This is a genomic window from Bradyrhizobium manausense (assembly GCF_001440035.1).
GTDB lineage: Bacteria > Pseudomonadota > Alphaproteobacteria > Rhizobiales > Xanthobacteraceae > Bradyrhizobium > Bradyrhizobium manausense.
In genome coordinates this window covers 1-20,755 of record NZ_LJYG01000070.1, presented here as the reverse complement: position 1 = coordinate 20,755, position 20,755 = coordinate 1, and the positions used below count along the sequence as shown (strand labels likewise).

The following is a 20,755-nucleotide window of genomic DNA, read 5'->3' as shown; positions in this document are numbered from 1 at the left end:
ACGAGAAGCCATGAACTCGACTGTCTCGACGCGCAGCTCCCTCGCTCAGGGCTTTGCACCCTTCAACTACTCAAGTGCGAAGCACGGCATCAATTTCGCCTATGGGCTTCCCGACCCGGCTATGTTCTCAGAGCTGGCCTGGCCCGACGCATTAAGCCAAAATACCGGCGTCGCCACGGCCGATCTGCTTCAATATACGGACGCGGTGGGTTTGCCCAAGCTCCGGACACGGCTCGCACAACGCTATAATGTGCCGGATGAGGAGGTTATCCTTACAGCTGGTGCCTCACAGGCTCTGCAATTGATTGGCGACGTCTTACTCGACCCAGGCGATATCGTTCTGACCGAGGACCCGTCCTACTTGGGTGCACTGCGCATCTTTTCGATCACGGGAGCAACCATCCTCCAGCTTGGGATGAACGCCGATGGCGTCGATCTGAGCGCGCTTGAAATGACCTTGCGCCGTGAGCCCCGCGTGAAACTTTTCTACACCGCGCCAGCATTTCATAATCCGACCGGGCGCCAGATATCGCGCGCCCATATGGCGCGCGTTGCCGGGATGCTAGCCCGGCATGGGGTGGCGTTGGTGCAGGATCTCGTCTATTCGGAGCTGCCGTATGACGGTCTCGCTGATTGGCTGCCACCGGGTGGCAACGTCATAAACGTCCACAGCATATCCAAGATCGCGGGACCCGGATTGCGAGTGGGATGGGTGCTCGCGGATTCAGATGTCATCAACAGCCTGGCGCGCCTCAAATGCGACGGCGGGGTCAGCCCTATTGTCAGCAATATCGTCTTGTCGCTGCTGCAGTCGGACGCACTTGATACGCACATTGTGCGACTACGCCAGCATTATCGTGCCAAGCGGGACAGCCTGCACACGCTACTACAGCGTAGCCGGTTTTGCGCGCCAGAATATCTCCTTCCAAGCGGTGGTTTCTCATTTTGGGTACGGCTCGACGGCGGAATTGAGGCTGAGACCTTCATTGAGGCTGCGCGCTGCGAGCACGACGTGCACCTTGTGCATGGCCGTCATTATGGCCCGCGAAGTGGCGACCATGTACGCCTGTGCTTTAGCTATCTCCCGACGAACGTCATCGAGGAGGGACTAGCGAGATTGGATAAGCTGCAGGCCAAGCTGCACGGCAGAGCGATACGAACGCTCGCCGAAAACGGCCGATTGGAACTGTGACATATCGGAGTGTCCAGCTAGCAGTCGTGCTCCGGCTTAATACGCAGGCAAGTCTAAGAAGTTGGCATTCGTCAATATGGTGTCATGGCGTCTAAAATGTTTCCCTAAGAGAAGGGATGGCTTGCAACGTCTGGTAACGATAGTCTCCCCTTATGAGCGCCGTTGGGGCGACGACCAGCCGAACGAAAAATCCAAAATTAACCTGCAACAGCAGCTCCAGCTAGGCGAAGACCAAGCCGTGACTGTGGCCGTGCGAGGCGAGTATCCATTGCCCGGGCCGGTCTCGTCGCGATCAGCGGCCGAGATAGCCGTCGGCTTTCACCATCTTCCAGGGCATGATTGACGAGTGGCGCCCGAGCTCGCGTTTGATTGCGCCAAAGTCACAGCGTTTCTGCCAAAATCAAGAGCAAGCGTTTGCCGGATTCGCCTGAAATTTGAGGAGGCGACCGTAGCAATCCAGGCCTCGACTTCGCCGCCATTGGAGACAAAGGCCGCCAGCCGATCGTACAAGGCTCGGCCGGGCGTATCGACAGCAGAATGTTTATCATGACGCTGCCGTAGGTCGCTACGCGGATCCAACCCCGCTCCGCCCGAAGGAGGCCTCTCGATAGCCCATCGATAGCCACACCTGTCGCAAAGAGCGCCTAGCGTGTCCGATGTACGACTGCGTGTGAATACGCGAACAGGCGTTTTGGGCAACCACGTCGTAGTTCAAAGAGTTTCTTCTTTGGCACGACCAATGCTTTGGGGTAGCCGGCGAACCCGGCAGACCACGATAATACCCCTGGAGCAAGCCGATCTGTCGATCGATTATGCAAGTCATGGAGCAGCAGATAGATGACTTCGATCATGAGCTCATTCCTCGTCCAGAACCCGCTGCAATGGAGCTTGCAAAAAGTCATGCCAATCCAGCGGCTGACGGACCAAGGCGGGAACAATGGCGCGTTTCACCGGCCACCAGACCGTGCTTTCGTTCGGGAAATTCTACCTCGAGTGCTGTCAAGGCGCCCGTCATCACGACCGGTGATTTGCCTTCTAGCGCTGGTCCTGAGCTGGGCCTCCTTGACAGATGCCATGTCAGCCGAGACTCCTGCGAGCTCCGCACGCCCCAGCAGCTTCACGCGGTAACGGCCTCCAGGTCGTGGTGATTCCCGACCACCGCACCCCCGTGGTCACGGAGATGATCTGGTACAAGGTCGGCTCGGCCGACGAAACGCCCGGCAAATCGGGGCTCGCCCATTTCCTCGAGCACCTGATGTTCAAGGGCACGGTCAAACATCCGGTAGGCGAATTCTGCCAGACCGTGCATCGCGTCGGTGGCAACGAGAACGCCTCCACTTCGGTCGACTACACCAACTATTATCAGCGCGTGCCGCGCGAGCAGTTGCCGACCATGATGGAGTTCGAGGCCGATCGCATGACGGGGCTCGTGCTCAAGGACGAGAACTTGCTGCCTGAGCGCGACGTCGTGCTCGAAGAACGCAACATGCGCGTTGCCAACAGTCCCGCCGCACGGCTGAGCGAGCAAATTCAAGGGGGCACTCTATCTCAACCATCCCTACGGCCGGCCGGTGATCGGCTGGCACCAGGAGATCGAGAAGCTCAATCGCGAGGATGCGCTGGCGTTCTACCGCCGCTTCTATGCGCCAAACAACGCGATCCTGGTGATCGCCGGCGACGTCGAGGTCGCCGACGTGCGGCCGCTGGTCGAGCGCAATTTCGGCCCGATTCCGGCACAGCCGGCGATCGCGCAACGCATCCGTCCGCAGGAGCCGGAGCCGGCCGCCCCGCGCACCGTCACGCTGTCCGATCCGCGCGTCGAACAGCCCGGCGTGCGCCGCTATTATCTCGTGCCGTCGGCAACCACGGCGGCAGCCGGCGAGAGCGCCGCGCTCGAGGTGCTCGCCCGACTAATTGGCAGCGGCAGCAACTCCTATCTCTACCGCGGGCTCGTCGTCGACAAACCACTCGCGGTCTCCGCCAGCGCGAGCTATTCGAGCATCTCGCTCGACCCGAGCCAGTTCTCGATCTCGGCCTCGCCCAAGCAGGGCGTTAATTTCGCAGAGGTCGAGCAGGTGATCGACGACGTGATCGCCGACATCGTGCAGAACCCGATCAGGCCTGAGGATCTCGAGCGGGTCAAGACCCAGCTCATTGCGGAAGAGATCTACGCTCAGGGCAATCAGGCGTTGCTGGCGTACCGGTATGGCGGCGCGCTGACGACGGGCCAGTCCGTCGAGGACATCCGCAGCTGGCCGGATCGCATCCGTGCCGTCACCGCCGAACAGGTGCGCGCCGCCGCGCAAAAGTGGCTCGACAAGAAGCGCTCGGTCACCGGCTATCTGATCAAGGACACCGCCACCGCCAAGCGCGAGGAGAAGCGTTCGTGACCTATCCCTTCCTCCGCGTGCGCGGCATCGCGCTCTCCGTCGTCACCTCGGTGACGCTCTGCTTGGCGTCCATCTCGCCGTCGCAGGCTGCGGCCAAGATCCAGCATCTGACCTCGCCCGGCGGCATCGAAGCCTGGTTCGTGCAGGACGCGACCGTGCCGCTGATCGCGATGGAATATTCCTTTGCCGGCGGCGCGTCGCAGGACCCCAAGGACAAGCCGGGCGTCGCCAACCTCGTCGGCGACCTCCTTGACGAAGGCTCCGGCGATCTCGATTCCAAGACCTTCCACGAGCGGCTCGACCGCCGCGCCATCGAGCTCTCCTTCAACGCCAGCCGCGACACCTTCCGCGGCAGCCTGCGCATGCTCCGCGACAACAAGGACGAGGCTTTCGACCTGTTGCGGATGGCGCTGACCTCGCCGCATTTCGACACCGCGGATGTCGAGCGCATCAGGTCCCAGGTCATCTCGGGCCTGCGCCGTGACACCACCAATCCGACTGCGCTCGCCAGACGCAAGTTCCTCGAGGTCGCCTTCGGCGATCATCCGTACGGTCGGCAGACCACCGGGACGCTTGAAAACGTGCCGACCATCACGGTCGCCGACATGAAGGATTACGTCGGCCGCATCCTCGCCAGGGACACGCTAAAGGTCGCGGTCGTCGGCGACGTCGATCCGGCAACCCTGGGCCGACTGCTCGACAAGACCTTCGGCAGTTTGCCGGCCAAGGCGAACCTCGCGCCGGTCCCCGACGTCGAGTCAGCCGCGCCGCCGCAGCGCGCCTTCGTTCCGCTCGACGTGCCGCAGACCGTGATCACCTTCGGCGGCCCCGGCGTGAAGCGCAGCGATCCGAACTTCATGGCCGCCTACGTCGTCAACCACATCCTGGGCGGCGACGGATTGTCCTCCCGGCTTTTTCACGAGGTGCGCGAGAAGCGTGGGCTTGCCTATTCGGTGCGTGAATCGCTGTTGTGGATGGAGCACTCGGCCGTCTTCATCGGCGACACCGGCACGCGCGCTGACCGCGCCGGCGACACGCTCGACGCCGTCGAGAAGGGGGTGCACCGCATCGCCGAGGAGGGACCGACGCAGAAGGAGCTCGACGAAGCGAAGTCCTATCTCAAGGGTTCGCAGATGCTCGCGCTCGACACCTCCTCCAAGCTCGCGCTGGCGCTGCTGGAATATCAGCAGGACAAGCTGCCGATCGACTATATCGAGAAGCGCAACGCCATCGTCGATGCCGTGACGCTGGACGACGCCAAGCAGGCCGCCAAGCGCCTCTGGGGCCAGGGCCTCCTGACCGTCATCGTCGGCCGGGCACCCGGGGCGGCCCCGCAGCCCGCCGCAGCGACCACGCCGAAGTCGAACTGAGGTGCCTCATTGCCAGCAGCGTTCCACATGGAGTTCGGCACCTCGCGTCTGTTTAATGTGTGGCGCTTCGCTGACCAGCGCAAACCGGATCGGGCTGCCTTAAGCGTCCCGAAACCTAAACTAGGAGACGATGCGTTTTGGCTCTAGAAGACCTCTGACACGGGGCTGGATTGAATTGTTTCACAACGAGTGTTTTGAACCCGAGGGCGGCCGGCAACGTTGCCGGCGACTCCTTCAAAGACAAGCGGATGAGGTGGCGTCCTTGTGTTGCGACCAGCGTCTCCGCCACGTCGCGGCCTAGCTTGTGATGAACTGGCTGGTCTAACTGGACGTACTGCGCGGGAGAGCGTCAATGCGTGATTGGAAGAGCGAACTCGATGCGCTTGTCGCTGAAGCGATGGCGTTCGCCGGATCGCTGAAGGTGGAGATCGAGCTGGCCCCGGGCTCAACCGAAAAAAGTCCTCGACGGGATGGCCTCAGCGTGCCCGACTATGGTGGCAGCGAACGCGAACAGATCAGGAAGCGGGTCGAGAGATTCAAGGCCCATCAAGAGCGCTTCATGCGCGAGCGCGAGGAATATGCCAATTCGCTACTGCGCCGGATCAGGCCGGTCACCAAATCCTAAAGAGCTCGTTGAACGAGCCCGCCAACTCGCTTGAGCTGTGTAACTCGAACAATACGCGCTCGAGGACAAACCTGTGGTCGGAAAGTTGCCGCCGTTTCGGTCATTGAAGAGGTTGTTCGCGGTCAGTCCGAGCTGCTGATCGTTGGCTTTGACCCGAGACTGCCATGAGGACGATGCCAGTTCTAAATTAGCGGTCAAGCCATGGCCGAGCGAACGGATCAGGCGATATAGTTCATAGCCAGTTGGGAACGGCCTCATAACAGAAATGCACACCATCAAACCGGCTCGCGATCCGTTACTACCCCGCGCATGCCGGTGTCCGAAGCGTCGACCCCACCGAAGAAGCGAATCTCTCCTTATGGCCTCTTTCCGCGATCACGATGGCGTTTCTCGGCTACGCGCGTCGATTCCGACAAATGCTTCCCTATAATCTGCCATGGCTCGTCCTCCTCTGCTGAGGATCGGCTCGGTACGCCCGAGTAACCCTCGGACGCGCAGTGTAGGCCCGAGCCACCTCACCGGAGGAGGCGGATATACGGCCTTACAATCGAGACATGGCGCCGGTCCCATAAGTAGCTTCCCGGGTGACACATGCGCGCTCGATCATGTGGCTGGGTATCCCGGCGGCTTTTTCATGCCGCCGAACGTGTTGCCATACGGTTGCCCGGCGCACCTTGCGTTCCGCACAAGGGGCCTCAGCGCCGGTAGATGACGCGGTGAGTGCATGACAGCAAACTCAGATGGCGCTGAGCTTCCTCCCGCCAATGTACTTGATCTCGGGTGCTTCCGCGCGGTGCTTCTACCGTGCGGCGCCCTGACTATCGTCGGTGTCCGAGCGGGATACCCAACTTTAGCGCCTTCTGACGCAGCGATCCCGTTGTTCGCTTTGTAAGCTTTGCGATTTTCGAAACGGGCGTCTTCGCCCTCGAATGTGCGCGCAGTTCTTTTACGTCCGTCTTCGTGTACTCGCGACGTACAATCTTCTTGTTCAGCGCCTTGGGCATAACAACTCCGTTGGGATTCTGTGCACTCATCTAGCAGGGCCGAAGTGGAGCTGCCAAGCATGCGTGGGTTGCATACGCAAAGCCGCTGAACCCACCGGATATCCCTTCTATCTTCCAAGCTGAGGGACGGCCCACCGCTAGGCTTGGATAGAGCCAATGTCGCGGTTCGTCCACGAATATGTCAGTGGTAAGCAGAAATCTTGGCCGTTACAGACTGATCCTGTACGAACGCACCCGGAACGAGCGTTTGCAAAGTACTGACGTTGAGGAGCGTGTGCCCGATTCCGACCTCACGCCGGTCGGCTCGCCTAAACATCCGGCCATCAATTTCAGGCTAGTGTTGGAAAGAACGGTCGAAGCTCGCTTAGGTGTTCTCATCCAGCCATCCAATCTTGCTTTTCAGGAATTGGAAGCCCAGCACTTGAAAGCCGGCATGTTCCTTGTTGTCCCGGCCATAGCCGTGACCGCCGGCGTCGGGCTCGTAGAGATAGGCCTCATAGCCCATCCGTTGGAGCTTCGCTGCCATCTTGCGCGCGTGTCCGGGATGGACACGATCGTCCCGCCGCGTCGTGGCGATCAGGATTGGCGGATAGGGCTGGCCGGGCTTTGCGGCATGATAGGCCGAATAGGTCTTCAGCCACTTCCACTCTTCTACCTTGTCGGGGTCGCCATATTCCGCGATCCAGCTCGCACCCGCGAGCAGCTTTGTGTAGCGGCGCATGTCGATCAGCGGGATCGCGCAGAACAGCGCGCCGAAACGCTCAGGGTACCGCGTCAGCATGTTGGTGATGAGGATTCCGCCGTTCGATCCGCCTTGCGCCGCGATGCGCTTGGCTTGCGTGACGCCGCGGCGCACGAGATCGGCGGCGACCGCCGCGAAATCATCATGCGACAGCCGCTTGCGGGCAAGCCGCCCAGCATCGTGCCATCGCGTGCCGAACTCGCCGCCGCCACGCAAATGCGCCTGCACCGTGGTGCCCCCACGCTCGAGCCACAGCTTGCCGAGCGCGGAATTGTAGTACGGCTTCACTGAGACGCCAAACCCGCCGTAACCGCTCATATGGACGGGCGCATTGCCGGTCTCCCACTTCGGCCCGGTTTGCACATAGGGAATGCGCTCGCCATCGACCGAGATCGCCTCATGTTGGGTGACCACCAGACCATCGGCGCTAAAGGTCTTTGGCGCCTCCTTAAGCACCGCTGGACTTGCGACGCCTTGGTCCAAAAGCATCAGTAACGGGGGCGTGAGCGGATCCTGGATCCTCACAAGCAGGTCGCCGTTGCTCTCGGATGGATCGCGGTCAAGCGGCGATACATCAACGAGGCCCATATCGGGAACCATGCTCAGCGGCTCGCGGCTCCAAGTCGTAGTATATGGCGTGCAACTCTCGAAGACCGGCCGCAGTTCGTCTAGGATGGAGAGGACAAGCTTACCGCCCGACCAGAAGAATCCCTGCAGTGCTCGCCGCGGGCTTGCCAGAAAAAGCACCGAGAAGTTACGCTTCCCAGCGAGAAAGGCGCTCAACGATATGCCGATCAGGGTATCTGTCGGGTAGATTACTCGATCGATTGTCGCGGCCGAGCGGAGCTTCACCGCCAGCCAATCCTGATGCGGCTGCAGCCAGATATCGGTAGGAAGGTCGAGCTTGGTGCGCGCTTCTGACTCGGTTCCAAGCCATGTGTGGGAATTGAAGAAATCCAGCTGATCGGTGAACCAGACGCGTTTCCCTTGGCCGGTCCGATCGATCCAGCAGCTGACACCAATGCGATCGGCGGTCGTCTCAAACACTACGGCCGCTCGTTCGATGGGTTCACCGCGGCGCCACAATCGGACGGTCCTAGCATACCCCGACAATGTCGCCATGCCCGGGCCATAAGCACTGGACAATAGAAGGGTATCCTGATCGACCCAAGCGGCACTACTCTTCGCCTCCCCAAGCACAAAACCATCAGGCACAAAACTCTTCGTCGTCAGGTCAAACCCTCGCAGCGTCACTGCATCGCTGCCGCCCCGTGACAGAGCGAGCATCACTTGTGAGCTACTAGGCAGCATGGCGGTCCAGCTTACAAGCCAGTCCTCGCCTTCCATGGCCGCGAGGCGATCCACATCAAGTAAAATCTCCCATGACGGCTTCGACTTTCGAAATTCTTCTAAAGTCGTCCGACGCCAGAGGCCCCGCGGATTGTCGGCATCTTTCCAAAGATTGTAGAGATGGTCGTCGTGCCGGCTAACATACGGTATATTGTCGGCCCGGTCGTAGATCGAAGCCAGATCGTCGCGATCCTGCGTGAATGTCGCTCCGCCGAACACCTGCAGAGTTTTGCCATTCTGCTGCTCGACAAAATCGAGCGCCCGCGGCCCCTCTATCTCTTCCAGCCAGAGATAGGGATCATCATCAGGAGCGGAGAGCGTTGGCTTTCCACCGCCCACCTCTGTCGACGAGCTTGCTTCAGACACGGCCCCCTCCGGTATTAGCTTTACTGCGGTTTCGATAAGCCAGCATGTGGTTTCCAGCCTACAACCTGACGCGCTAGTCACTTCAAGTTCGTTGTTTCGAACAAACAGGCTGCAATTGCCGGTGCCTCAGGGCTTTGTACGGCCTGATGAGCTGGACTTCCGCGCATCAGGAGAGGATTGCAGGCTATGATCGTTGTTCAGATCGCCGCTTCATGTAAACGGATGACTTGCGGGCATGCCCCAAGGAGGCGCGGCCGGCTTTGCATCCCTTGCGCTCGAATGCGACGATCAGCCTCTGGTCCGATGGCTATGAGACACGCAATTGCCGCAGTCGGAGCTGCACCACGAGCCAGCTTGAGAAGCATCGCGGCTTGTACGATCGCGGCGTAGGGGTCTCGGTCTTGTCGAGCTGATCGAGCAACCGCCGTGCCCTCAGTCATTCCGTTACGTCAGGACCTCAACATATGATCGGGTCCGGTTGAAGGCGACTTCTTCTGGCACCAACAGACTTCCGACCCAAAAGCGGAAAGCCACGGCAACTGACCATGGATCCACTCCCAATGCTCGACAAGGGCGGACCGCAGCGCCATGCCGCGGTTTGTAGTCGACCGCGATGAGCGAAGCGAAGAGCTGGCTGCTTGCCCGGCGACTGGCCGTATCAACCGCGTGACCTCGTCGAGGCGCTGGATGCCCGGACATACCAAGTTCGAGCTGCCGGCGCCTCGGGGTTCTGAAGCGGTATAGCAGAAATGGGCGGCATCAAGTCCGCCATAAGGTGCATCATCGTCAGGACCGGCGTAAGCAGCGCGAGGAGTGGCTGGTATCACGTGGGCGCCCGTCATGCCAGCCGTATCCGGCGACGACGCCGATGTCAGACCTCCCAAAAGCCTCAGCATTATTCTCGTTGGCCCGTCGGTAGCACGGGTGTTCTGCGGTCATGCACGATGTGGCCCCAATCCCGCGATCGGCACGCCATTTGATGGGATGAGAACGAAACCCCCGCAACCAATGGTGCGCGCGGCGAACTAAGCCAGGAGTTCACGATGAGACCTGCTCGTTGTCATACCGCTCTAAGGCTAATCCGCCCAGGCCTTCCCTAATCCGCTTCGCTCAGCGGCCCTGTGCACGCGGTTGGCGGCTCTTTGCTGGTGACGATGATCATCGAGCCTTTGGTCGGCGCTGCGCTGCATATCGGCTGCATCTCCAGGACGTGTGCAGGATCATAAGGCTTTGATTGAATGATTGTCCTGGCTCCTCAGCACACACAGCCTTGAGCGAGCCGTTGCCCAAAAACAGAGTCGTTCCATGCCTAAAGTAAACTCCATGAGACAAGCACCTTCCCCGATACGATCGTTACGATTGATCGCTTTCCTCTACGGTTTGGTGGCTTACGGGATATTTCTCTTCACTATTATCTACGCTATTGGCTTCGTAAGCGGCTTAGGTGTGCCGAAGACGATTGACACGGGGCCTGAGGCGTCGGCCATCGATGCGTTTTCCATAAACACCTTGTTGATGGCTCTGTTTGCTATCCAGCACTCTGGCATGGCGCGTAAGCGGTTCAAGAACTGGTGGACGCGATATGTGCCGAATTGCATTGAACGAAGTACTTACGTGCTCATGGCGAGCCTGTGCCTCATGTTTCTATTCTGGCAGTGGAGGCCGCTTCCGACGGTTGTTTGGCGGTCGAGGACCCCGACATATTCGTCATGATCGCGACGCTATCATTCATCGGCTGGGCGACGGTGTTCACCAGTACGTTCCTTATCGATCATTTCGAATTGTTCGGACTGCGTCACGTCATCGCCAATCTCAGGGGGCGCGGCATACCTGCGCCGCAGTTCAAAACGCCGCTATACTACAAGTTTGTGCGACATCCCATCTATCTTGGCTTCATCATCGCGTTCTGGGCCGCGCCGGTCATGACAGTCGGCCATTTACTGTTTGCGACCGTGACCACCATTTACATCTTTGTCGGACTCTTCTTCGAAGAGCGGGATCTTGTCCAACTGCTCGGGTGGCAGTACCGCCAATACAAAAGACAAACCTGCATGCTTATCCCGTGGCGCAAAGTGGGCTGATATGAATTGGAACTCACCACCGCAAAGGTGCATCGCAGGGCTCACAGTCAACCTAGAGGACCGACCCACCATCCACCTCAGGCGCCCTTATACTTGAAGCAATCGAAAGACGGAGAGTTCCTTAGGCACTCTGACGTTCGGTGTTGCGCGTGCAGCAAAGTTTTGCCGCGCGAGTACGTGTAGCGAATTGTCTCAGCGCGCGCTCGTCTCGGTGCGAACCCGTGAAGATATAGCGCGCTACTCTCGATGGACCGATGACCATCCAGCGCGGCATCCTTCGCCGCTTATCCTTGCAGATGGGCATGACAACTTTCGGGAAGGCACATTTAGTGTCACTGTGCGTCCAAATGCACTCGTGCCACGCTCCAGTTGGTCCGATCGGCGGAAGCAGCGATTATCCTTCATCAACGCGTTTCGACGCACAGCCACCTACGCCATTGTCGGAATTACAGCCGCATCTGATATAGCTCGATGCGTTCGTTGTTAGTGACGTCCAAGCCTACAACCTTACGCAGCGTCAGGATCAAGCCGATTCTTTGAGAGTGAATGTTGCGCCGCAGTTACAGCAATTCGCGTCGGCGCTGTTATGACGCGAACGGCGGGGGCCACTAAAGGAAATGAAGCTCGAAATGAAGAACTTGTTGCTTATGACTGCGAGCATCGTCGCACTCACCGCTGCGGCGCCTGCATTCGCTGCGGATCTCGCTGCACAGCCCGTCTACACCAAGGCGCCACCGCCCCCGGTCGCGGTCGCACTCTACGACTGGAGCGGCTTCTATGCTGGCGTCANCGGTTGGGGTTCGAGCCACAACTCCTGGGATTTTGCAGGCACGACCCCTGAGGGCTCCCACGACGCAAGCGGCGGCACCGTGGGCGGGCAGATCGGCTATCGCTGGCAGATCGGCCAGACCGTGCTTGGCGTCGAAGGCCAGGGCAACTGGGCCGATTTCAACGGCTCCAATGTCAGCACTGCTTTTCCGACCAACAGCAACCAGACAAAGATCGACTCGTTTGGTTTGATCACTGGCCAGATCGGATATGCCATCAGCAACGTCCTGCTTTACGCCAAAGGCGGCACCGCAATCGTCAGCAGCAGCTATGACGTCAACGCGGTTGCTTCAGGCACGCAGCTTGGGAGCGCGGACACGACACGTTGGGGAGGCGTCGTTGGCGCCGGTTTCGAGGTCAACCTGACGCCAAACTGGTCAGCTGGCCTCGAATATGACCATGTGTTCATGCCGACCAGCGACGTGAACTTCGCCGCCGCCGGTGGCGGTTCGTTTGGGAACGATCGCATCCGCCAGGATTTCGATCTCCTCACCGCACGAGTTAACTACAAGTTTGGCTGGCCCGTAGCTCTCAAGTAACGATCTCCTCACTCCAAATGGCGATCGAGAGCCCCGGTTCTTTTGGCCGGGGCTCTTTCTTGAGTTAATTCAAGAACGCAAGATCACTTAGCTGCCTCTACTTTTTGAAAGGTGCCAGCTCCAACGTCCTTCATATCCGTTCTGAACCTTCAGGCATACGTCCGCCTGTTGGATACGTTGAGGCACACCGCGTGCTCAAGGGGCCATAGTGGAGATCGCCCCACAACTACGCTTCGAGTGTGTCAGCGATGGTGTGCGACATCTTCGGCTTTCGCTAATCCAGCGCCTTAAGCAAATCACACGCGGACGTGTGGCTTTTTGCTACCTTGCTAGCATTAATCGCGATGCTTTGGCTTTCGGCAATCATGGCACGCAGCCGGCTACGTTTCGATTAGGCCTGCCAGCCACGCCTGCACCACCTCTCCAAATGCGATCTGCAAGGTTCGATGTGTGAGACCTGGATTATCTGCCCGCGCCCGATTCATATGAGGAGCACGTTAGCGACCCTTATTGCCGCGAAAATTGGGGCGAACTCGCGGCCATCAATTCGCCGCTATGCATCGGCGGACATTGCTGTTCGTGCACCATGTTCTGCACCAAGTGATGTTTGTGGCGGCAAATGCAGCGGACCTAATAACAGTTGAGGCGACCATCGGCGCTGCCAACGCGGGCTCCCAAAATTCAATGAAGCCCAAGACGAATCGCTTTAACAAGCCCATGAGTCCGGCTCGCCGTGCCGAGCTTTCGCATTGCGTTCTTCACATGGAAATTCACCGTATTCTCGCTCACGTTCAGTATTTTCCCGATTTCCCACGACGATTTGCCCTCCGCGACCCATTGCAGGCAATCCTTTTCGCGCTCGGATAGGCTCACTTTTGCGTTCGAGTCACTGCCCGAGGGCCTTGCGATCTCCGCAAACGCAATATGGAACTGCCAAGCCAGCACTTTGAGATGCTTCACATTCCTCTGGGGATCGGCATCATCAAAACGGGATGCGAATGATATCACGGATATTCGCCCTGACGGCCCAAACAATGGGACGCTGACACCATTCTTCAGGCCTGCCTCTCTGGCCTCCCGAAGTACACGTTGTTCACATGGTTGCAGTTGATGTTCCTTTGCGAGCTCATCCCATAGAAAAGGCCCCGCAAACATCGGTGTCCGCCGGACCGCCGGATCGACCTCGTAGTACTTGCGTTCCAAATAGCGCTGGCACCAGTCAGGCGGAACCTTCATAGCTACCAGAGGCGGTGGACACCCCGGCAGGCGAAGCGGCTCCGCGAAGGTGAGTGCTCCGTAGGCGACCTCAGTAAACCCCACTTCGCTCGCACAGCTCACAAGCAGATCAAACAGCGCTTTGAGAGATTGCGTTTGATTAGCGCATTCGACGAAGCTAAAGAGATCCATATGGGCGCCTCACGCGATCGAGCCGAAAGGCCCTTATGCGCCGTTCGATTGAGCTGTTTCAGATCGAGGTTCGTTGCGTTCCTGACATACTCCAGTTCGCAAGGCAGTCGCACATGTGCGGCGATAGCTAAGGACCGAAAGGGGCCGTCAGCGCGAGTGCGATGTCCACTCATTGCCCATATGGGCAACTTCGGACCGACGGCCCGTTTCCGCCGGTTTGCGTGGCGGTGTCCATACTGCTTCCGCGGGAGCCAAATGATGGGGGATCGCGCGGGAGACGCCTGCGCCGATACTTCGCGCCAGATGGAATAGCCATGTCGGTCTCCCCGCCGCGGCAAACAAGCGTCAGCCGATTGTCCGATCGCCCATGAGGCGATATCCAGAGTTCCGGCCCTGGGCAGGCACCTGAGCCGCAGTGCGCCGGTCGGCCTGATGGTGCCGTGCTCCAGCTGCTTGACGTCACTATCGATGCGCTTGGGAGCGAAGATGAGTTGGTCCGGACTCGATCGCCAATTGATCCTTGTCTATCACGATTGCCAACGCACTCCTGACCGGCAGCGAGCCGAACTCGGCGCCGACGTGATCTTCGAAGCGCATGGCGATCGCGGATCCAATGGACCCGACTTTGGGCAAAGAATGCGGCCCGTTTGCTATGCCTATTGCGACGCTGCGGTTGCAGTCGAGCTATTCGCCCAGGCCCACCGTTCCCTTCAGCACGGGCCGAACGAACCGGTTGATACTGGTCACCATCCTGGCGCCTGCTGACATTGGCGAGAAGCTGCACGGCGGTTAGAGCAAGCTCCGGAACCAGATTGATGAAGATGACACTGAGCATCCGCTTCTCCAAGAACCTTGCAAGGGACCGAAACGAGTGCAGCAAGTGTCATACCAGTCGCACCCCTCGGGAAACTCAGTCGTCAAGACAAGCACTTGAAGAGATTACCGCGTCTTAACTGATTTGAAGCATGGCGACATACGTCGGAATTGCGACAGCGCTGTTTGCACCAGTAGCGACATCCCTCAATGTAGACCACGGGAGCCTCCTGATATAGGGCGCATACGATTTCCTGCTTGCAGAAAAGAGCTAAACGCGCGGAACTAGGGGCTGCACGCTCATACGAGCCACCGAACCCCTTTCGTGATGCGCCGAACGTCGCATGCATTGCTACCCAGCTCGGATCTCGCAATACAGGTCGCTGACCGGCACGAATCCGGAAATTCTATGTCATCGGCCGCCATGTGGAGCTTTGCGCTCCAGTCAACTACTAACGTTGGCAATCGATCGCATGACAGAAACGTGCCATCAATGCTTGCTCAGGGCGAACAGGTCGGGCCTCAGGAAATTCGGCATGCAACAAAGATCTGTTCGCGAAGTCGGGTCCGATCGGAGCGGGAAAACGCTGCCTGCCGATATACTTCGACCTCAGATTTGCTCCAACGACGACCTCTCGTTTCTCATGGAAGCCCATGATGGACTTTCGGGCGCAATCGCTCAGCGTGCGGGTTTCAAAGGCCTGTGGGCGTCAGGCCTATCAATTGCCTCCTCTCTCGGCTCCCGCGATGCCAACGAGGCATCATGGAGCCAACTCGTCGACGTCGTCGAACGCATCATGGACTCGACCGAGCTGCCGGTGCTCGTTGACGGCGATAGCGGTTTCGGCAACTTCAACAATGCGCGTCTGCTCGCACGCAAACTCCGCCAACGTGGGGCTGCCGGCCTCGCGCTGCAGGACAGCTGCTTTCCAAAAATGAACTCGTTCGTTGGCGAGCGACATGCCATTGCCGACGTCAAAGAGTTCTCGGGCCGTCTGCGGGCCGTCAGGGATACAGTTGGGCAAGACTTGGTTCTCGTGGCGCGGATCGAGGCGCTGATTGCCGGTCGTCCGATGGAGGAGGCCGTTTCGCGTGCTCACGCTCACGCCCATGCGGGGGCCGATGCGATTCTCATTCACTCGCGAAAGAGCACCGCGGAGGAGATCCTTGCGTTTGCGAGTGCTTGGCAGAACCGACTGCCCATCGTGATTATCCCAACCAATACTATCAAACGCCGGTCTCTGCATATCGCGATGCGCGCATCTCCACGGTAATCTGGGCCAACCACTCCATGCGAGCTGCAATAGTTGCCATGCGCAGGGTCTGCGGTCGCATCATGGCTAGGGAAGGCATCGCGAGTATCGAGCCCCATATTGCGACGCTCGACGAGGTTTTTAACCTATTGGCGTACGATGAACTCACCCGTGCGGAAGCGCGATATCTCCAGCCTGATGACAAAAAGAGCAGGTCGTCAGCGCCACAGGACTCATGAATCTTTGACGGACTGTCACCATGCACCGGGCCTTAGCATCGTCACCCGCCACTGAAATCTCCAATGCAGCCCCTGTTCATCCTCATGGACATATCGTTGATGGGTACGAACAGCCGCTATCTCGCGACGGCCTGCGCTTCCATCTCATAACGTTGCTCAACCGCTAGGCACCGAGGAAACGCACCGAATTGTTTTGGGGTTCAGAAAACGATGAGGCAGGAGCTCTGTTGTGTACTTTTGTATCGTACCGGGGAGTTTCTTTTGCTCAAACTCGGAATCCGGCCAACCAGCAACCATCTATAAATAACGGAGAGCGCTCGTGTTGGCGCATCGGACAGCTTTGATCAAATTGTGGGGCGCACGCCCAGGACCGCCGCAAAGGAGGGTACTGCACGCGGGGGGACATTATCGATCTGACCGCAGGAGAGATCTGGAGCGAACTCGCTCCCTCCGTGCGCGAGGGCGCGATCGCAGCAATCAATGGCAACCTCAACCGCTATACCGACGCGATCGGGTTACTGGAACTGCGCAGCGCGCTTGCTTGCAAGATTTCCGCCGAGACGGATCAGCCATGGTCAGCAGACGAAATCGCTGTGACGAGCGGCGCCAAGCAGGCGCTCTTCAATGCGGCCCTGGCGCTTGTAAATCCCGGCGACGAAGTCCTGATCCCCGCCCCATACTGGACGACTTTCCCGACCCAGATCATCATCTGCCGGCGGTACGCCAACCTTTGTCGAGAGCCGGCACAACAACTACGTGCCGAGCCTCCGAGATCTGGCCGCGGCCATTACATCAAGGACCAAGGCGATCGTGGTCAACACCCCCCAAAATCCGACCGGCACAGTCTACGACCGCGATAGCGTTGCTGGCATTGCCCAACTCGCGAGGGATCGGAACCTTTGGATAATCTTTGACGAATGCTACGGGGCTTTCGCTCATCCCCCACATACGCATCATTCGATCCTATCGGTGGCGCCCCAGGCCCGCGATCGCACATTGATCGTCAATTCGTTTTCGAAATCGTTGGCCCTTACCGGCTGGCGGATCGGCTATATCGCGGGGCCCAAAACTTTTATCAGTGCGGTTAAGGCTCTGCAAACCCATACAACATCGAACCCCAATGTCATTGCGCAGCATGCGCTGCTGTATCATCTCAAATCTGCCGATTCTGCCTTCGATTGGAATTGCAGCGCCACATTTCGGACGCGCGAACGCTCGGCCTTTCGATCCTTTCAAAATTGAAGTTGGTCCCATCACCCACTGCCCAGGGTGGATTGTTCTTCTACCTTGATCTCTGCGGGCTTCAGCGGGGCGTCCCCGGCGATAGCGGAGATTTCAACGCTGATGAAGTCGCCAAAGCGTTGCTGACGAACGCCGGTGTCGCAACGGTATCGGGCACAGCATTCGGCGACCCTACAGGCCTTCGGGTTTCCTATGGCATCGATCTTGAATTACTCGGTAGAGGCCTACGGCGCCTGACTGCAACTCTCAACGAGTGGAACTAAGCTTGGTTTTGCGATTGCCTATATGATGATTAGAGCTACCTTTGCCCCAGAGCCCCGCACTCGTGCCCGCGGCGAGAGGCGGCTCGCTCGAGTGTCGTCCCCCGGGACACGCCCCCTCGGGGAGTGGGACCTTCGGTCACGAGGACACATCAGGCACGGCATTCGGAGCTCGCGGACGTCTGTCCTTCAGAAAGCTGGCCAAACAGCCGAGGCCAGAGACATTTGGCCACAGTCCTCAACGCAAGGGAGCGGCGGCCCGAAATCGTTCGACGACGACAGGGAATAAAATGACCTCCAACGTCCCAAACAGCGCCATCATTCTCGCCGCTGGCTTGGGCTCGCGGCTCCGGCCACTGACCGATCTCTGCCCAAAACCGCTGGTCGAGGTCAACGGCACGCCGATCATTCATAATGCCTTACGAAACCTTGATGCGGTTGGTGTTGGAGAGGTGACCATCGTGGTCGGTTACCGTAAGGACGCCATTCAATATGCCTGCGGAAGGCGCTTTGGCGAGCTCAAGATCAACTATCTCGAGTCATCGGTATTCGACTGCACCGGGAGCGTCTTTTCCCTGTGGCTGGCACGCGACGTGCTGCTCGCTGGAGACTGCCTTGTTTTAGAGGGGAATGTCTTCTTCGAACAGGATGCATTGCGACATTTGATGGCGAGCGAAGCACCCGATGTGGTCGCAGTAACTCCCTTTGGGGATCTGACGCAAGGGCCGGCGGTTTTGTTGTCTGATAGCGGCTTCATATCGGGCTTTTGCATGAGCAAAACCACTGCCGGCTGTGTTGCAAAAAGCTCAAGGCTCTTCAAGACGATGAACCTGCTTCGATTTTCGGCACAGACTCTCAAAACGACGATTGTCCCAACGCTGGACGATATTGTCACGTCGGGAGCAATACGGGCCTACACAGACGAGCTCATCACCTATCTGATCGAAAAGCGAGGTCTGCAGCTTGGTGCAGCCCGGTGTGAGGATCTCAGATGGTGCGGAATCGACAGCGTCGAAGATCTGCGCATTGCGGAGCTCATCTTTCAGCGGAGGAGCCCTCCCCGGGCACCGAGGCAGGAAAACAGGTGAGAGACCAATGCCGGAGTACCTTTGCAATCCAGCGGACGTTATACTACAGGTCTCCTCTTTTCTTCCGCGAGCTTACTTCTGGCACCTCGAGCTGGCCATTGCGCCGCAACAGGCGCTTTGGCTGCGCAGTCAGATCACCGTACTGATCGCACTGTGGACTGCGACGCAGATGTTGCGAAGAGCGGCAGCGGAGGAGTTCAGCGAATTTAGGCAGTGCTGATAGTTCAGCTGAGCAACGCGTGGGCTTTTGCGATCTCAGCCGCCCTACTCGTAGCAGGCGCAATGAAGCTTAACTATTTGTCAACTTTTGCAGGGCGTCCGTGCCGTGTCGTGCGATATGCCGCTTGCCTTCTTCACATACGTCTTCTCCCTTCCGGGCGCGAGCTTCCAGGCCGCTGCGGGCACCCGAAGCGGGCCTCTCGGAGCCTGCTCTGTCGTGTGTCGTAATTGTTGTCTCGCATGTGGGCCCCCCTCAGAGTGCGGGAGACGCCCGTTTTGGGTGCATTTACATGAGGTCACTCGTCTTGCTTGCAAGCGGAGAGGAATCAGGTCGCTATCGAAATTCCTGCAAGCACGCGATCTGTCACGGCGAGACTAAGCGAGTGGCTGGATCTACCACCAACATGGAAGTATTCTTGGCGATCTCATCCAGGTTGTCCTCATTCCGCGCTGGTATCACCGAGTTCGGCGTATCGGATAGCACGGTGGCAGCGCTTTGGTGTCCGCTCGCACAGGGACAAGACAACAGGTACAGCTTTCTACCTTCCTTCTCTGACACGCACCTCTGACCGAGATGGTCACATCGGAAGCGGCGAGTGGCAAACGGCGATCCAAGCCCGCAGAGAGCAAGGTGAAATTCGGCACGAGATGAAGATAGTATTATCGCGCTGCGAGTTCCCAAACAATCCGATCGTGGCCCCCTGGTCTATTTGGCCGAAGAACCTGCATGTCTCTTTCGCGCAGATTGCTCTCATCTATAATGTTCATGACGAGTCCGATCTCTCCCTGATCAGAAAACAGCACATAAATTGTGCCTCTATCATTTAGCCGGGGGGGCCCCTTCAAGAGCTGTTGACATGAACTTGTGATGTTGATCGAAGCAGGATCGCTTGAGCTCATCCCTTGCTTTGCGATTCCAGAGCCGAAAAGAGAATGACATCAAACTTTTCTTCGGATTGATCGGGATGGGGGACGTCCCTCGACGCCACCCACCGGGTCACCGGAGGCGGTCGCCCGCCTCCGGTTCCCACAGAACGTGAAGTGCGGATTTCCCGCACCGACGCTCTTCGACAGTTGGTTCACAGCACTGCAAGCGCCTGCAGCTCCCGATAAGGGAGGCGCAGCTTAGAGCATGATGTATTTACACGGAAACATAGCCTGAGTTTTTGAAGTAGTTGGTGCACTCCGCCTCGGAGAAGAGATCGAGGAGTTCACCAACCTTCCGCCAGGTTGCCTCGACGTCACGGGGTTCTGCGGATCGCATGAGGTGTTTGAGTTTGGCGAAGACCTGCTCGATCGGGTTGAGGTCAGGGCTGTAGGGCGGCAAGAAGATAAGGTGGGCTCCTCTGGCGCGGATAGCTTGGCGAGCCGCTTTGCCCTTGTGGCTGCCAAGATTGTCGAGAACGACGATCTCGCCCGGTGCGAGGGTGGGTGCCAACACCTTCTCGACGTACAGCGTGAAGAGTTCACCATTGATGGGACCATCAATCACCCAAGGCGCACTGATCCGATCATGACGCAGCGCCGCGATGAAGGTCATGGTCTTCCAATGGCCGAAAGGTGCAGAGGCTTGGAGGCGCTGCCCACAAGGCCCCCAGCCGCGTAGCGGCGCCATATTGGTCTTGATCCACGTCTCGTCGATAAAAACCAGCCGCGTGACGTCAATCCTGCCTTGATGCGCTTTCCATCGGGTCCGCTTACGGGCGACGTCTGGGCGATCCTGCTCGGCTGGTAGAAGCGTTTTTTT

9 protein-coding genes and 5 pseudogenes are annotated in these 20,755 nt (G+C 58.7%); 11 read left to right on the top strand and 3 right to left on the bottom strand.

Annotated elements, in window-relative coordinates:
- The first annotated feature begins 10 nt into the window (after window positions 1-10).
- The 4 genes and pseudogenes from AOQ71_RS17120 to AOQ71_RS17105 all read left to right on the top strand — a co-directional run bounded on the left by AOQ71_RS17120 (window position 11) and on the right by AOQ71_RS17105 (window position 5,577).
- A complete protein-coding gene (locus tag AOQ71_RS17120; protein WP_057748259.1) occupies window positions 11-1,192 on the top strand; it encodes an aminotransferase-like domain-containing protein in 1,182 nt (393 codons plus the stop codon).
- 900 nt (window positions 1,193-2,092) lie between these two features.
- Window positions 2,093-3,582: pseudogene (locus AOQ71_RS17115) on the top strand (M16 family metallopeptidase).
- A complete protein-coding gene (locus AOQ71_RS17110; RefSeq protein WP_057748256.1) occupies window positions 3,579-4,952 on the top strand; it encodes a M16 family metallopeptidase in 1,374 nt (457 codons plus the stop codon). The pseudogene AOQ71_RS17115 and the gene AOQ71_RS17110 overlap by 4 nt, the downstream one beginning before the upstream one ends.
- A gap of 352 nt (window positions 4,953-5,304) precedes the next feature.
- Entirely contained in the window at window positions 5,305-5,577 is a 273-nt protein-coding gene (locus tag AOQ71_RS17105; protein ID WP_057748253.1) for a hypothetical protein, read from the top strand.
- Window positions 5,578-6,945: 1,368 nt separating this feature from the next.
- On the opposite strand, the gene AOQ71_RS17100 is transcribed toward AOQ71_RS17105, so the two are convergent.
- Window positions 6,946-9,039, bottom strand: a complete 2,094-nt coding sequence (locus AOQ71_RS17100; protein WP_083514271.1) for a prolyl oligopeptidase family serine peptidase — start codon at window positions 9,037-9,039, stop codon at window positions 6,946-6,948.
- Between the two features lie 1,323 nt (window positions 9,040-10,362).
- Here AOQ71_RS17100 and mddA point away from each other — a divergent pair.
- The 3 genes and pseudogenes from mddA to AOQ71_RS17090 form a co-directional block, all read left to right on the top strand.
- Window positions 10,363-11,120 (top strand): annotated as a pseudogene (gene mddA, locus AOQ71_RS17095) (methanethiol S-methyltransferase).
- A 629-nt stretch (window positions 11,121-11,749) separates the two neighbouring features.
- Window positions 11,750-11,909 (top strand): annotated as a pseudogene (locus AOQ71_RS47950) (outer membrane protein); the annotation flags it as partial.
- A gap of 1 nt (window position 11,910) precedes the next feature.
- Window positions 11,911-12,487 (top strand): outer membrane protein (locus AOQ71_RS17090; RefSeq protein WP_245316924.1); only part of this gene is annotated, 577 nt, incomplete at its 5' end.
- Between the two features lie 681 nt (window positions 12,488-13,168).
- Here AOQ71_RS17090 and AOQ71_RS17085 read toward each other — a convergent pair.
- Window positions 13,169-13,894: a helix-turn-helix transcriptional regulator gene (locus AOQ71_RS17085; RefSeq protein ID WP_057748247.1), complete on the bottom strand. Its 726-nt coding sequence runs from the start codon at window positions 13,892-13,894 to the stop codon at window positions 13,169-13,171.
- A gap of 1,412 nt (window positions 13,895-15,306) precedes the next feature.
- Between AOQ71_RS17085 and aepX the strand changes: the two are divergent.
- The 4 genes and pseudogenes from aepX (at window position 15,307) to AOQ71_RS17065 (ending at window position 18,789) form a co-directional block, all read left to right on the top strand.
- A pseudogene (aepX, locus tag AOQ71_RS17075) lies at window positions 15,307-16,199 on the top strand (phosphoenolpyruvate mutase).
- 452 nt (window positions 16,200-16,651) lie between these two features.
- On the top strand, window positions 16,652-17,059 hold the full coding sequence (locus AOQ71_RS49725) for an aminotransferase class I/II-fold pyridoxal phosphate-dependent enzyme (RefSeq protein ID WP_430648626.1): 408 nt from the start codon (window positions 16,652-16,654) through the stop codon (window positions 17,057-17,059).
- Window positions 16,956-17,704: pseudogene (locus AOQ71_RS50245) on the top strand (pyridoxal phosphate-dependent aminotransferase). The gene AOQ71_RS49725 and the pseudogene AOQ71_RS50245 overlap by 104 nt, the downstream one beginning before the upstream one ends.
- A 287-nt stretch (window positions 17,705-17,991) precedes the next feature.
- Window positions 17,992-18,789 carry a phosphocholine cytidylyltransferase family protein gene (locus AOQ71_RS17065; protein WP_057748241.1) on the top strand — a complete coding sequence of 266 codons (798 nt, stop codon included), beginning with the start codon at window positions 17,992-17,994 and terminating at the stop codon, window positions 18,787-18,789.
- 1,360 nt (window positions 18,790-20,149) lie between these two features.
- Here the strand turns inward: AOQ71_RS17065 and AOQ71_RS17055 are convergent.
- Window positions 20,150-20,755: IS630 family transposase (locus tag AOQ71_RS17055; protein ID WP_057748235.1), on the bottom strand; the 606-nt coding region annotated here is incomplete at its 5' end.